At 67.3% G+C, this 14,188-nt stretch carries 11 protein-coding genes and 1 pseudogene; 1 reads left to right on the forward strand and 11 read right to left on the reverse strand.

Annotated features, from left to right (window positions below):
- Positions 1–3: 3 nt before the first annotated feature.
- The 8 genes and pseudogenes from ACSHV8_RS00915 to ACSHV8_RS00950 all read right to left on the reverse strand — a co-directional run bounded on the left by ACSHV8_RS00915 (position 4) and on the right by ACSHV8_RS00950 (position 9,326).
- A complete protein-coding gene (locus ACSHV8_RS00915; RefSeq protein WP_436528406.1) occupies positions 4–1,254 on the reverse strand; it encodes a hypothetical protein in 1,251 nt (416 codons plus the stop codon).
- On the reverse strand, positions 1,251–1,781 hold the full coding sequence (locus ACSHV8_RS00920) for a nucleoside-diphosphate kinase (protein WP_436528408.1): 531 nt from the start codon (positions 1,779–1,781) through the stop codon (positions 1,251–1,253). The genes ACSHV8_RS00915 and ACSHV8_RS00920 overlap by 4 nt, the downstream gene beginning before the upstream one ends.
- Entirely contained in the window at positions 1,778–2,797 is a 1,020-nt protein-coding gene (locus ACSHV8_RS00925; protein WP_436528409.1) for a thymidylate synthase, read from the reverse strand. The genes ACSHV8_RS00920 and ACSHV8_RS00925 overlap by 4 nt, the downstream gene beginning before the upstream one ends.
- On the reverse strand, positions 2,797–3,888 hold the full coding sequence (locus tag ACSHV8_RS00930; RefSeq protein ID WP_436528411.1) for a hypothetical protein: 1,092 nt from the start codon (positions 3,886–3,888) through the stop codon (positions 2,797–2,799). The genes ACSHV8_RS00925 and ACSHV8_RS00930 overlap by 1 nt, the downstream gene beginning before the upstream one ends.
- Positions 3,889–4,228: 340 nt before the next feature.
- Positions 4,229–5,463, reverse strand: a pseudogene (locus ACSHV8_RS00935) (IS3 family transposase).
- A gap of 241 nt (positions 5,464–5,704) precedes the next feature.
- A complete protein-coding gene (locus tag ACSHV8_RS00940; RefSeq protein WP_436528413.1) occupies positions 5,705–6,418 on the reverse strand; it encodes a creatininase family protein in 714 nt (237 codons plus the stop codon).
- Complete coding sequence (locus ACSHV8_RS00945; protein ID WP_436528414.1) at positions 6,409–7,680, reverse strand: hypothetical protein; 1,272 nt, start codon at positions 7,678–7,680, stop codon at positions 6,409–6,411. The genes ACSHV8_RS00940 and ACSHV8_RS00945 overlap by 10 nt, the downstream gene beginning before the upstream one ends.
- A 155-nt stretch (positions 7,681–7,835) precedes the next feature.
- Positions 7,836–9,326, reverse strand: a complete 1,491-nt coding sequence (locus tag ACSHV8_RS00950; RefSeq protein ID WP_436528416.1) for an IMP dehydrogenase — start codon at positions 9,324–9,326, stop codon at positions 7,836–7,838.
- 348 nt (positions 9,327–9,674) lie between these two features.
- Here ACSHV8_RS00950 and purD point away from each other — a divergent pair, with 348 nt between their 5' ends.
- Positions 9,675–10,913: a phosphoribosylamine--glycine ligase gene (purD, locus tag ACSHV8_RS00955; RefSeq protein WP_436528417.1), complete on the forward strand. Its 1,239-nt coding sequence runs from the start codon at positions 9,675–9,677 to the stop codon at positions 10,911–10,913.
- Here purD and ACSHV8_RS00960 read toward each other — a convergent pair.
- The 3 genes from ACSHV8_RS00960 to ACSHV8_RS00970 are packed head-to-tail and all read right to left on the reverse strand — an operon-like array spanning position 10,890 to position 14,165.
- The gene (locus ACSHV8_RS00960; protein ID WP_436528419.1) at positions 10,890–11,897 is read right to left on the reverse strand and encodes a hypothetical protein; all 1,008 of its coding nucleotides are present in this window, start codon (positions 11,895–11,897) and stop codon (positions 10,890–10,892) included. The two genes, purD and ACSHV8_RS00960, sit on opposite strands and share 24 nt — an antisense overlap.
- Positions 11,872–12,819, reverse strand: a complete 948-nt coding sequence (locus ACSHV8_RS00965; protein ID WP_436528421.1) for a hypothetical protein — start codon at positions 12,817–12,819, stop codon at positions 11,872–11,874. Before ACSHV8_RS00965 ends, ACSHV8_RS00960 begins: the two co-directional genes overlap by 26 nt.
- The gene (locus tag ACSHV8_RS00970) at positions 12,816–14,165 is read right to left on the reverse strand and encodes a hypothetical protein (RefSeq protein WP_436528423.1); all 1,350 of its coding nucleotides are present in this window, start codon (positions 14,163–14,165) and stop codon (positions 12,816–12,818) included. The genes ACSHV8_RS00965 and ACSHV8_RS00970 overlap by 4 nt, the downstream gene beginning before the upstream one ends.
- Between the last annotated feature and the right edge of the window lie 23 nt (positions 14,166–14,188).

Consider the following 14,188-nt stretch of genomic DNA (forward strand, 5'->3'; position numbering starts at 1 on the left):
CGCTCAGTCGTCCTCGGTGCGAGCCGCGAGCGCGAAGTTCTGCCTCACCCGTTCGAAGTCCGCGGCCTGGGCGGGGTCGAGGTCGTGGCCGGTCAACGACCTGCCGTGCGCGCCCAGCACGTGCGGCGTCTCGATGTCCCAGAACTGGTAGCCGAAGCGGTGTTGCAGGGCGTAGCGGCGCTGTTCTCCCAGGCCGGTGGTCCAGACGTGGCCGTCGTCGAACTCCCAAGGTGTGTCGAAGCCGAAGTGGTCGAGGGCGGCGCGCATCTGGTCGTCGGTGGGCTGCTGCAGGGCGTCGGCGCAGCGACGCTGCTGCTCCAGGGGGCAGATGTCGCACAGTTCGCGAACGCCCCAGTGGCCGTTGTAGTCGAACGTGGCGTGGGCGTAGGCGACGCCGCAGGACGTTTTCCGGAACAGCGGGGTGGTGCTGCCGGAAGCGCGCCAGGCCGCGACGACCCGGGCATCGAGATCGGCGGCCATTGTCTTGCGGCGGTGGTATTCGTCCTCGCTATACGGGACGGTGACGCCCAGGCTTTCGAGGTAGGTGGCGTTCTCCTGCTTGTGGTACAGGCCGGTGAACACCATCGCGTCGACGTCACGGCCGACCTCCAGGACGTGCGCCATGGTCTCCGGGCTGTCGTTCCAGCCCGGGGTGATCGGCCGCCAGTACAGGATGACGCCGGTCCGCTTGCGGTGCTCGGCTGCGGTGCGGATGGAGGTGACGGTCATGTTGCTCTTGGAGATCGGCTCGATCCGGTCGTCGGTGATGCCCGAGTAGGTGAACAGCAGCGTGACCCGCAGGTGCTGGAGGCTTTCCAGGAACGCCATGTCGTCGGCGGTGACCTTGAACCGGGTGATGACCAGCATGTGGTTGGTGAAGCCACGTTGGTCGAGGGCGGCCAGCACCTGGAACAGGTGCGGTTTGACGCCGGGCAGGAACGGGTCGGTGGCCTTGTTGAAGATCTGCAGCGGCGTGACGTGCGGCGTGAACATCGGGTGGCCGATCAGCAGGTCGATGGCCTGGTCGGTGGGCACGAGCAGCTGGGGGATCTTCATGTCGAAGTTGCCCCAGAAGTGCCGGACGCAATAACCGCAGTTGAGGGCGCAGCCGACGATGTGGTTGAGCGATAGGCCGCTCTTGCGGTTGCCGATGATCTGCGCGATGTACGGGTCGAGGCCGGCCTGCTCGGCCTCGGGCATCAGGCGCAGCTGTTTCGGGCCGGGGGAGATCGTCAGCAGGGTCGGACCGGTCATCGGGGGTCTCCATTCACGTGGGCGGAGATCGGGGCGCGCAGCAGATGGGTGTTGCCGGGCCCGTACCAGGTAGCGAAATCGGCGGCTGCAGCCGCGCTGGTGTCCGAGCTGTGGATGACGTTGTCGATCAGCCGGCCCTCCGCCGTAGCTTGGGCGAGGCTGTCGGCGGCGAATCGGCCGCGGATCGTGTCCGGTCCGGCGGCGGCGGGGTCGGTGGGGCCGAGCAGGGCCCGCAGCCGGGGCGCGGCGTCGGGGCCGTAGCCGAGCGCGACCGCCGCCTGCCGGCCGAGATAGATGCGGCGCAGTTCCGCGGGCACGTCGCGGCCGAGTTCGGCCGAGCGCGGCAGCATGTCGGCGTAGTGCGTGAAGATCTGCTCTTCGGTGGGGAACACCGTCGTGACGTGCAGGACGGTGAGGTGTTCGGCGATCATGGCCAGCACGGGGCTGAGCAGGTTCCGGTGCAGGCAGTCGGGTTTGAGCAGTATGACGGTCCAGAGGGTCCAGTCGACCGTCGGGGCGTCGGTCATGCCGGCTGCGTTGTCAGGTCGGGGCCGGCGAGCCGGTCGGGCCAGCGGGCGGCGAGTAGCCACCGGTGCGCAGGCGTCAGGGCGGCGGCGATGTCGTCGGTGACCCGGTGCCCGGCCTTGATCTGCTGGTATGCCTGGAAGATCAGCAGCACCTGCTGCCAGTAGTCGGGCAACGCCAGTTCGGCAGCCGCCTCGGCAGTCAATTCGCTGCCACCGGTGCGTAGGGCGCTCTCCCAGTCGAGTATTACCTCGAGGTCGCTGTCGCTGAGACCGGGCATTGGCGGGGCCGGGAACTGAGGGGCGGGCCGGCTGTCGGCTTCGGCGAGGATGGCGGTCACCTTGTCGCGGTCGAGGACGTTGATGTGCATCGAGCCGACGTGGTGGGTGTAGGTGCCGAGTTCGACGCCGAGGCGCCGGGCGGCGATCTCCTGGATCATCGTGAACGCGAACGTGTCGCCGAGCAGGCCGATGACCGCGTCGTTGCCGCGCATGTATCCGGTGGCGTGCAGACGGCCGCCGCGGAGCATGAACTGCAGCGCGAGGGTGCAAGCGACGTCCGGGTTGTCGACGCCGATCGGCTCGTGCGGGCGCATGATGACCATCGCCGCGCGTTTGCTGTCCGGGTCCTGTCGCAGCGCCTTCAGGCACCGGTCGAACTGAGACAGCCCGTCGTCGCCGCCCGGACCGAAGAGGCGGGGGCCGTACGCGGTGCCGGTCAGGGTGGTGCCGTCAGTGGACAGCTTCGCCAGTCGGGGCGCGTAGTAGCTGATCATGGACACGTCGGCGCGGCCGGAGACGTACCACAGCAGCTCGGCGTAGTTGAACGCGATGTTGGATTTGCGTGCGGTCAGCCAGGGGGTGCGCTGGGTCGGATCGGTGAGTCGGAAGCTGATGTTGGGTACTTCGAGGCCGTCCTTGCCGCGACCGGAGGTCTCGTACTCGGGGTCGGTGAGGATGCGGCGCAGCACCGCGGTGTAGGCGTCGGTGAACGTGTCGAACTCGGCCGGGGTGAGCATCAGCGACTCCTGACAGGGGCGGGCCGGGTCGTACCGGCGAGGTCGTGCAGGGCAGCGAGCAGCACGGCGGCTTGTCGTGAGACCCGGTACGGCTCCAGCAGGTCCAGACAGGCGCGGATCACGTCGGCGTGTTCGTCAGTGCCGGCGATGTCTTCGATCCAGCGGATCCGGTCGACAAGTTCTGCGGCGTCACGCACGTGCAAGATCTTCGGTGTGAGCCGCTCGGCGCCGACCGTGTCGGCCGGAGTCATCGGCAGGCACCCCTGGGTGACGGACTCGAACAGACGCGTCCCGAAGGCGCCTACGGTGCGGTAACGCTCAGGCTTCAACAGCACCGTCGCGAGCGCTTGGGCGTGCAGTCCCGCGACGTCAGCGAATCTGATCCGGCCGGTGAACTGCACGTGCGGCCATGCGCTCGTGTTCGTCCATTTGCCGGCGACCCGGTGATTCATCTGTGCGGCGGCGGGCGCGAACCAGCGGTCGAACGCCTCATCACGGCCGTACTGGTTGCCGACGTACACCAATGGCAGCGGGCGAGGAAGCCGGGCGAGGTCACTCGGGTCGGCGGTGTCGAGCCTCCTGTCCGGGACAGGAGACGTTACGGTGATCGCGCCCGTGCTGGGATGCAGCGCGGGGTCAGCGACGCGTACGTTCGCATGGCCTCGCAGCGGATCATCGGCGGGCAGCCACAGATCGTGATCCCACACGACAGTCGGCAACCCGAGGTCATGGGTGTAGTGGTCGAGCAGCTGCTGCTGGCGATGCAGATCGCAGGTGTGCCCCGGCGTCCCGCAAGCGGTGGTGTTGCGGCCGGGGAGCGGCCATCGCCACTCGAAAACGATGGCGTCGAGGCTCGGCAGCCCGGCATCGAACCGGTAGGTGCCGGTGAGATCGGTGCCGGCCTCGATCAAGTCACGATTGGCCTGCACCAGCACGACCTCGTGACCGGCTGCCTGTAATGCATCCACAAACGCGCGGCGGAAGCTACGTGCTCCATCCGGCGTGTCGAGCACCCCATCGGTGAGGAAACCCCAGCAGCTATATCCGATACGCAGGGGCGGACCGAGTGCTTCCGCGAGGGCAGGTGGCATGTTTCCTCCTGACTGTCGGGGTTCCCGGGGCCGGTTGAGACGGGTAGCAACAGGCCGGCCGGCGAACCCTCGCGGATGCCTTCGTCACCCTGTGGCCAGTGGCCGTTCGTACCCGGTCATCGACTGCCATTGTGTTGTTCCACCATCCGGCTTGCCGCTGTGGAGGGGAACGCCATCCAAGCGGGAATTTAGACGGGAACCTGGCGGGAATTTAGCCGACAAAAGTGGTGTCTGCCTGGGTAAAAGCGGCCATCGGGAGAATGGCAAGGTTGGTGGGTATCTATGCGGCAGCGGTTGGTGTGCGGCTGTCTGTCAAGCCCCGGGTTTGATGGAGAGTTAGTTAGCTGGTTTTCAGGGGTGCGGTGGCCGGGCGGGTCATCGCGTGTGATGCCTCGTGTTCAGCGGGTGGGACGTGCCCGATCTCGCCGTGCAGGCGCCGGTTGTTGTACCAGTCGATGTACTCGACGGTGGCCATCTCGAGGTCGTCGAGTCCTCGCCACGGGCCCTTGTTACGCACGAGTTCGGCCTTGAACAGGGAGTTGAACGCCTCGGCCATCGCGTTGTCATACGAATCGCCCTTCGACCCGACAGAGGCCACGGCGCCGGCATCGGCGAGCCGCTGGCTGTAACGGATTGCTCGATATTGGACCCCGCGGTCGGAATGGTGAATCAGTTTGCTCAGGTCAGCGCCCTGACTTTCGCGGCGCCAGACGGCCATTTTCAAGGCGTCGAGGGCGAGGTCGGTGTAGAGCGAGGTGGATACCTGCCAGCCGACGATCAGCCGGGAGTACACGTCGAGCACGAACGCGACGTAGACCCAGCCGATGCTGGTGCGTACGTAGGTCAGGTCAGCAACCCACAGCTGGTTCGGATGTTTCGCGGTGAAGTTACGTTTGACCAGGTCATGTGGCCGGTCGGTCTCGGCCGCGGGCCGGGTTGTGCGCGGTGACTTGTCGCGCAGCAGCCCGCGCAGCCCCGCGGCGCGCATGAGCCTTTCGACGGTGCAGCGGGCCACCGGCTCGCCCGTGCGGTGCAGCTCGTGCCAGATCTTGCGGGCGCCGTAGACGCCGTAGTTCTCCTGATGGACCTGTGTGATCCTCGCGGTCAGTTCGATGTCGCGGACCGTCCGGGCGCTGGCCGGGCGGGTCTTGGCGGCGTAGTAGGTTGACGGTGCGATCTGTGCCGGCGTGTCTTGGAGGGCCTGCAGGACCGGCTGGACACCGTGTTCCTCGTATTGCGAGTCGACGAAAGCGACCCTCACCGCGACGGACGGTCCAGCTCCGCCGCGAAGAAAGACGCCGCGGACTTCAAGATCTGATTCGCCCGGCGCAACTCACGATTCTCGCGTTCCAGAGCGGCGAGGCGCTCCGCGTCGCTGCTCGTCGTGCCCGGCCGATCACCGGCATCGACCTCAGCCTTCTTCACCCACGTCCGCAACGCTTCGGGATGAATCCCGAGCTGATCGGCGATCCGCCGGATCGCCCCGACCGCTGACGCCGGATCACGGCGGGCCTCGACCGCCAGCCGGGTCGCGCGCTCACGCAGCTCATCGGGGTACTTCTTCGGTGCCGCCATAACGAGATTCTCTCCCAGGTTTGGATGTCTCCATCAAACCCGGGGCGGAACAGTCAGCTCGCATCCCACCGATTACCTCGACGGTTTGGGATCGTCGGCCAGTGGCGCTTCGGGTGTCTGGCGCCTGGCGCATGTGAGAATGCTCCATAGGGCTTGGAGCTGAAGGTTGCACGGCGACGCACCCAGACCGTGGCAGGCGTTCGGGTGTGGAGGGCGCGGGCGATGCTGACGCAGCTGGCTCTCAGGCTGCGTTGAGCTGGCGCAGGTGCGCATCGAAGGACGTCACGAGGCTGGTCAGAATCGCCTTGCCCTTTGCCGCTGTTCCGGCTGAGGGGCGTCCGATTACGCCGCTACTCGTGTAGCCGGCCATACCTTCGATCAACAGGTGAGGTCGTGCGTTCGACCGGTGATCGGCAGACTTGAAGCCGTCACGCAGTGCGTCGGGCGCGACCGCTAGCAGGATGGAGACTTCGAGTTCGCCGGCGTGCATGTCCTCATGGTCATCCGTCTCGAGATCGGCGTCCTGACGCGCCTTCCGCCAGTCGTCTCGGCTCGGGAACAGCGTCATGGACCTGGGCGTAGCCGCGTTGGCGGACTGGACCACGTTGCTGAGGAAGTAGTTGCCGCCGTGGCCGCTGATGATCGCTAGTTTGTCGATGCCCTGAGCGGTGAGGCTGTCCACCACGTCGTCGATGACCGCGCTGACGGTGCGGTGGCTCAGGCTGATGGTCCCTGGCCAGGCCGCATGTTCGTGCGAGCAGGACATGGTGATCGGGGGCAGGACGAGCACGTTGTATGCAGTCGTGAGTTCTCCGGCTATGGCTGATGCGACGATCGTGTCGGTGGCCAGCGGAAGGTAACGGCCGTGCTGCTCGAAACTACCGACGGGCAGAATGGCGATCTTGGGCTGGCGGTCTCGGATGTCTGCCGTTGTCGCAAGGGTGATCAAGTCCATGATTCCGATACTGACAGTTGAGTGGCAACGGCTGCGCTGTGCTGCTGGAGGAATTTGGCCACGAGGTCAAGACCACGATGCGGCCTCAGCTGCACAGCGACGGGGAGCAGGGCTTGCACGACGCGGGCTGAGTCTGCCGCCCGCGACACCGCCAGCGCCTGCAGCCCTGCCTCAGCGCTCTTCTCCGGATGGCGTGGTGCGTGGGTTTCGGCGAGGTAGGCGTGCCAGATCCCGAGATCGACCGATCCGGCAGGCTGTTCGTCCGCGAGCACATCCGTCAGCAGCGCCGCTGCCTCCTGGTGGTTTCCCAGCAGATAGTGGCAGCGGGCCCGGATCCCATCGATGTACCGCACGTCGCAGTGCCGGGAGATGTGATCCTGAGGAGACGTTGAAGCGGTCTTCACATTGTGGTGGGCGACGTCCAAAGCTTCCAGCCCTGACTCGCTGCCGGCTAGAGCCAGTCCCTCGGCCAGCCTTGTCAGGCACAGTGCTTGGGTCCGGGTCGGCAGGGGGCCGTATCGCAGCGCTCTGCGCGACAACGCCACGGCGGAGGTGGGGTCGCCTGCATCGAGCGCTTGCTGGCTCTGCCGCATGAGTACGTACGCCTCCACCACAGCGTCGCCGGCGGCCTCCGCACGATGGCGTGCTCGGCGCAGCCAATCGTCGCCGGGAACGCCGTTGTTTGCGCATATCCAGCTCATGAACTCGGACCAGCGCGCATCTGCAACGGCGAGTCGTCCGGCCAGCTCGGAATCCTGCTGACGGAGCGCTTCCAGGCTCTGCATCTGCTTAGCCGCCAACGGCCGGACTGCGTTCCATCCCAGGGTTTCGGCCAGAGACGCGAGGTTGTCCAGCAGGACGAGCCATGGACCACTGACCGGTCCGCCGACAGCGAAGGCCACAAGCGGATCGGCGCCTTCGCCGGCATCGTTGAACGGTCCGGCGGCCAACGCATCTGCCGGCAGGGTGAACTGCTCAACGCGCCGTGTGGCAGTGCCAGAGTCGGCGAACATGGCACGGGAATTGACGAAGCCCAGCTCATCGTCGGTTGCGGCACCAAGAACCCTCCGAAGTGCCGCGCGCCGTTCGGAGCCCGGCCAGGAAACCACGCCTCTCTCGATCTTGCCGATGTCGTTGTCGTTCATGGAGTGCAGACGTGGCAGATGCTGGTTCGCCGCGTCGGCGACTGCTTGCCGCGTGAGTTGAAGGCGTGTGCGCGCCACGCGGAACCGTTCATTGCGCTGATGCTCGGTTCGCGCCACCGCCACTCCTTCCCGGGCCGGATGGCGTCGGTCACAGTCGGGAAATGGTCCCAAAGACCATGCGAAGCGCACAACCCACTGAACGGAACGGCCGGAGGCGAAGCACGATGCGGCTGCCGACACCTTGGAGATTGCATGAGGCGACGGCAGGGCGATCAGACAACGGTCGGCCGGTCGTTGCGGTCAACCTCCTCGGAGTTCTGCACGAAGGTCTGCTGGGAGACCGGCTCGAGAATCGCGGTCTCGTGGAATTGCCGGAGCGTGGTCGATCCGCAGCTAATCATCGTCGATCGGATCTTGGCGAGGGTGACCTTGACGTTGTCGGCAAGGGCGCCAGAGTAGTTGACGTATCCGTCGACGCCCTCTTCAAAGACCATGTCGCCTTGCCCGTACCGGGCAGCGTTGCGCGCGCGGGAACTGCCTTCGCCCCAATACTCCTTGAGGACCTGGCCGCCGGCGCCGCGGACCTTCGGCGCCGGGCTCTCGTCGAACCGGGCGAAGTATCGCCCGAGCATGAGGAAGTCCGCCCCGAATGCCAGTGCGACTGCCATGTGCGAATCGTGGATGATGCCACCGTCGGAGCAGACCGGCACGTACATGCCGGTCTGCTCCGCAAAGGCATCACGGGCGGGAATGACCTCGGCCAGGGCGGTCGCCTGGCCGCGGCCGATGCCCTTCTGGTCTCGGGTGATGCAGATCGATCCGCCGCCGATGCCGACCTTGACGAAGTCGGCCCCGGCCCCGGCGAGGTAGTTGAAGCCGCGGGCATCGACCACGTTGCCGGCTCCGATGCGCACGGTGTCGCCGTACCGTTCGCGGACGAATTCGATGACGCGGTGCTGCCAGACGGAGAAGCCGTCGGAGGAGTCCAGGCAGAGCACGTCGGCGCCGGCGTCGACCAGTGCTGGGATGCGGTCCTTGTAGTCGCGGGTGTTGACGCCGGCGCCTACGCGGAACCGTTTGTCGGCGTCGACCGACTCGTTGCGGAACTGCTCGTGCAGTTCGTAGTCGCGGCGTTGCACCAGGGCCGTCAGTTGGCCGGTGGTGTCGAGAATGGGCAGTACATCCTGGCGGGAGTCCCAGAGCAGGGAGTTGGCCTGCTCCAGCGACGTGCCTTGAGGTGCGGTGACGAGGTCGGCGACCGGCAGGATCCGCGACTCGACGCTGTCGCTGGGCTGATGACGGTGGAAGTTGTAGTCGCGGCTGGTCAGGAGGCCTAGAAAGTGCCCTGATGGTGTCCCGTCGTCGGTGACGACCACAACGTCCAGGCGGTTTTCCTTCATCAGCAGGTCAGCCTCGTGCAGCGTGGCCGACGGTTTGATGTTGACGTCGTTGTGCCGGAAGCCGGCCTTGTGCTTCTTGACGGTCGCCACCATCGCGGCCTGCTCGCCGATTGGCTGGTTTTGGTGAAGGAAGGACAGGCCGCCTACCTGAGCGAGCGCGATGGCTAGCCGTGGTGAGGACACAGCACCCATGATCGCGCTGACCATCGGCGTCGCGACGCGGATCGACGTCTGTTCCCCAACCAGATACCGGACCAGGGGCGCGGACAGATCGACCCGCTCGGGTGTGCAGGTTTCGTCGGTGAGATTCGGTAGAAGCAGATACTCACCGAAGGTGCGGGAGGTCTCGGACAGGATCCGCACTGCTGCACTCCTTGACAGTCGATATGCTGATGTTTGCGCTGGTTAACCCGTAAGCGAGTGACACTAACAGCCATAGCTGATCGGGAAGAACCGCACATATCACTCGGACGAATGATGGTGTTCAGTGGAACGCGACGCACCGCCCGATAGCCCGGACGGACAACCCTTGTGAAGGGATCGCCGGCGGCTGATCGCGCGAGCTGCCTGCGGCTCGCCCCTATCGGATCCGCATCCTTCCTGATGCACTCGCGCGATCCCCTCATCCGGCGCCTTTGAGAAGCTCTGCAGGTCCGGATACGAACTAGTGACGTCATTCCGGTATGTGGTGGCTTGCCCTATCATGTCGCCATGCGTGTTCTCGTTGTCGGTTCCGGTGGGCGTGAACATGCCCTCGCTACAGCCCTCGCCGCCGACCCGTCGGTCACCGCAGTGGGCTCTGCCCCGGGAAATCCTGGGATGGGCCGCCTCGGTGAGCTGTTCCCGGTGAGTCCTACCGACGCCGACGCGGTGGCCGACGCGGCGACTGCATTTCGTGCCGATCTGGTCCTAGTCGGCCCTGAAGCTGCGCTGGTCGCTGGTGTCACCGACGCCGTCCAGGCCGCGGGCATCGCCTGTTTCGGGCCGACCCGCGCCGCCGCGGAGTTGGAAGGCTCCAAGACGTTCTCCAAGAACGTGATGGCCGCCGCTGGTGTCCCGACCGCCCGGTCTCACTCGTGCACCACCCAGGAGCAGGTGACTGCGGCGCTCGATGAGTTCGGCGCCCCGTACGTGGTGAAAAACGATTCGCTGGCCGCCGGTAAGGGTGTGGTGGTCACCGATGACCGGTCGGTGGCGCTGGAGCACGCCGCCGGCTGCGGCCGGGTGGTCGTCGAGGAGTTCCTCGACGGTCCGGAGATCTCGCTATTCGTGGTCACCGACGGCACCACCGCGGTCCCGCTGCGCCTCGCGCAGGACTACAAGCGTGTCGGCACGGGCGATACCGGTCCGAACACCGGTGGGATGGGCGCGTACGCGCCGATCACTTGGGTCGGTGACGATCTGGTGTCCGGCGTCCTGCAAACCGTCGTGCACCCGGTGCTGAAGGAGATGGCCGGTCGTGGGGCCCCGTTCGCAGGGCTGCTGTACGTCGGCTTGTGCCTGACCAGGCAGGGACCGCGGGTCATCGAGTTCAACGTGAGGTTCGGCGATCCGGAGGCGCAGGTTCTGCTGCCGTTGCTGCGGACCAGCCCAGCCGCACTGTTCCACCGCGCTGCCACCGGCACCCTGGACCAACTGGAACCGCTGAGTTGGCACGACAAGGCCGCGGTCACGGTGGTGGTCGCGTCGAAGGGCTACCCGGAGCAGCCGAGTGCCGGCGATCCGATCACCGGCGTGGACGGGCCCGGCTACCTGCATGCCGGAACCCGCCTCACCGACGATGGGCGGCTGGTGACCACCGGAGGCCGGGCGATCTGCTGCACCGCCCTCGGTGACACCTTGAACGAAGCCCGGACTGCCGCGTACGAGCTCGCGAGCCGCGTCACCCTCGACGGCGCGGTCATGCGCACGGACATCGGCCTGCCGTCACCGTTGACCGGGCAACGATAGTCCGCTGGCCGTCTGGCAGATCACCAGATCGTCGTAGCCGAGCCCGGTGGCGTCGAACGCCGCGGCGATGTCGTGGCCGGGCCCGAGGCCGATGTTGGTGTTGATCTCCAAGGCGGTGACGCCGTCCGGGCCGACGATGAAGTCGGTACGCGACAGCCCGCGGGCGCCGACGGCCCGGTGCACCCGTGCTGCATAGGTTCGGACCTCGGCGTCGACGGAGGGCTCCAGCTCGGCGGGAGCCCTCCTCGGGTGTTGCTTCCAGTCGGCGTCCATTACCAGGTCACCGTCGAGGAGGTACTCCAGCGGGGCGACGGTGAGGATCTGCCCCAGCAGGGTGACCGCGCCGACGGTGATGATCCGGCCGCGCCGGTACGGCTCCACTAGCACTCGACGGCCGCTGTCGTGCACGATCCGGGCGGCGTCGGCGACGGATCCGGCCCAGTGCAGGCCTTCACTGGCGTTGCCGTCGTCGGGCTTGACGACGAAAGCGGTAGCACCGGTCCGGGCGGCCAGGTGCGCCACCTGCCCTGCGGCGGGCGTGTCGCCGTCAAGCAGCAGGTAGTCAAGGGTGGGCACCTGTTCGCGCCGCATCAGCTCTTTGACCAGGCTTTTTCGTTGCGACAGTATGTCCACGGCCGGCGGGTGCCCGGCACGGCGGGCACCGATCGTGTCGAGGACGGCCGGGACCAAACCGGTGCGGTTGAGAGGACCGTGGGTGAACTTGACGACCACCGCCGCGGCGCCGAGTGCCTCGACCGCGGCCGGCCGGTACAGCTCGTGCACGTCCTCGAATCGGATCTCACCAACGGTCACGCCGCAGGCCGGCAGGGTCTGGGCGAATCCGGCCAGCTCAGCCGCCTCAATCGGCGTTGGCTGTTCTCGGGCGAGCAGGCATACGGTGCTGCTGGCCAGCAGGTGCCTGGCCGCGGCGATGGTGTGCGTCGTGATCGGCGCCGGGTCACATGCTGCGGGCGGGGATGTCACGGATCACCTCCCGGGCCGGGATGCCGAACGAGACGAGCGCGCCGGCGCCGTTGGCGCGGCTCGTGACCCGGATGTCTCCGGCAGGGGTTCGTAGCCGGAGGCCGTGCTGCGCGACGCCGGGGCCAGGCCAGGGCGACTGCGGTATCTGGGTGGCGGTGAGGAACGTGGTGGCGGCGGTCAGGGGCAGGCCGGGGTGCCAGCGACCGAGATAGACAGTGCGGGCTGCCAAGACGTCCGGGCCGTCGGGGGCGACGACGGCCAGCTTCGGCAGGTCTGCGGCGATCGGCAGGCCCAGGTGCTGTTGTACCTGGGTGACGGCGGTCGCGAACGGGCGTAACAGGCCCGGGTCGGCGGGCCCGTCGAGGCGCAGCAGGGCGTCGGCGCTCAGGCCAACCTCCTCAGCGTCGAGCAGCACGTACGGGTTGTTGACGCGCAGCGCGAGAATGCCGGGGCTGCCCGGTGTCGGCAGCTGTACCGCGGCGGGCTGGACCGGTCGCGGGGGTTGCACGGTGACGTCGACGGTGCGCTCCCCGGACGGTGTCGCGGTCAAGGTCAGGCCGGTGTCGACGTTGACCAGCGTCATAGTCGTGTCCGGGTGCGCGACGGCGGGGTAGGCGGCGATCATCGAATTGACGCAGTCGCGGCCGGCTCGCGCGGTACCGAACATTCCCTCGGCAGGCCCGATGATCTGCAGGAATCGGCAGATGAACTCGCCAGGCTCCGTGAGGGCGACGAACAACGCCTTGCTGAACGCGATCTGCTGTCGCAGACCCGGATACCAGCGGTGCAGCAGCTGTTCGCAGTCTGCGGCCGTCGGCAGGTCGGGAACGGTGAACACGGCCGTGGGGCCGGGAGCTCCAACGGTGGTGTTGACGCTGACGGTCGCGCCGACGACGCGGCGGGTGCGGTGCGGGGCCGTCATCGGGCGAAGCCCAGCTGGGTCAGGACGTGGGTGGTGGCCGCGCCGAAGGCGTGGCACCAGCGCGGATGAACCGTCGGGTGCGAGCCGACGTTCGCGCCGTTCATCTCGACCGGCACAGCTACGCCATCGACCTGGCGGATGATGAAGTCGACGCTGCCGTACGCGAACCGCCCCGAGCCGTCGGGGTGAGCGGTGTGCTGGAGCGCGGTGGCCCAGATCGCGGTGGCGTGCCTACACAACCGGACAAGGTCGTCGGGGGTCAGGCCGAGCACGGCAAGGATGCGCGGGTCGGTGGCAGGGAAGAATCTCGGGCCAGGGATCGCCGTTGGTGCCGGCGCGGCGTTGAGGTTGGTCATCGCGGTGGCGGCGGTGACCGGTCCGGCGTCGTCGAGCGGTAACTGCGCGCGGCGGACCATGCCGGGCAGGCCGCGTAGTCCGTCGGAGGCCGGGTCGTAGCAGACGAAGATCCGCAGGTCGGTGACGCAGCCGTCGATGCGGGCAGGGTCGGTGAACGGGGTGACGATCAGCGGGAACGCTTCGGGGCTGCCGTATTTTCGGGCCAGCGCGGCGGAGATCTGCGCGACCACGCGGCCGGCGGTGTCAGTGCCGCCGCGCGCGGTGAGTTCGTCGCGGTCGACGAAGGTGACGCCGGTTCCTTGGGACGCGCTGAACGGGCGGATGACGGCGGCGCGGCTGTCGCCGAGGACCTGTGCGAGCGCATCGGTGAGTTCCTCGGTCGTGGTCACGACGATGGTGTCGAGCGCGGCGACGCCGGGCTGTTGCCGGCAGTAGGTGGTGAAGTGGTGGGCTTGCTGGCCTTTGTGGGCGGCGATGAGGCTGCCGTTGACCAGATGGGTGGCCAGGGGCCAGCTGGGCTGGTGCGGGTCGAGGTCGAGGATGCCGTGGCGCCACAGGTAGCCGGGGGCGAGTTCGCTGATGATGGCGTCGACCCGCCGGCCACGCATCTGCAGGTGGTTGCCGGCGACGGTGAGTTCGGCAACGGCGTCTTCGAACGGCAGGAACAACACCACCTTGGTGCCGTCGAGGAGCCGGGCGCTGTCGGGGTGGGCGAGGCCGAGCGGGGTCACGACGTAGTAGTCGGGGTTGGCGCGGACGAAGTGGTCGGCGCAGGTGGCCCGGTCGACGCAGTCGGCGGTGCCGGCCGGATACGGCCAGAGGATCGTCGCCGCATGTGTGGAGGCGGTGACTGCCGGAGCTGTGGTGGTCGGGGCGAGTGACTGTTCCCAGCAGCGCCGGGTCAGGCCGGGGTCTTGTAGTTGTCCGACGAGTTCTTCCGAGGGTGTGGTTCCGGTCGGCTGCGCGGCCCGGAACAGGGTTTCACGCACGGGTCCTGCCTTCCTGGTGCCGG

This window comes from Actinoplanes sp. HUAS TT8, assembly GCF_051380535.1.
GTDB lineage: Bacteria > Actinomycetota > Actinomycetes > Mycobacteriales > Micromonosporaceae > Actinoplanes.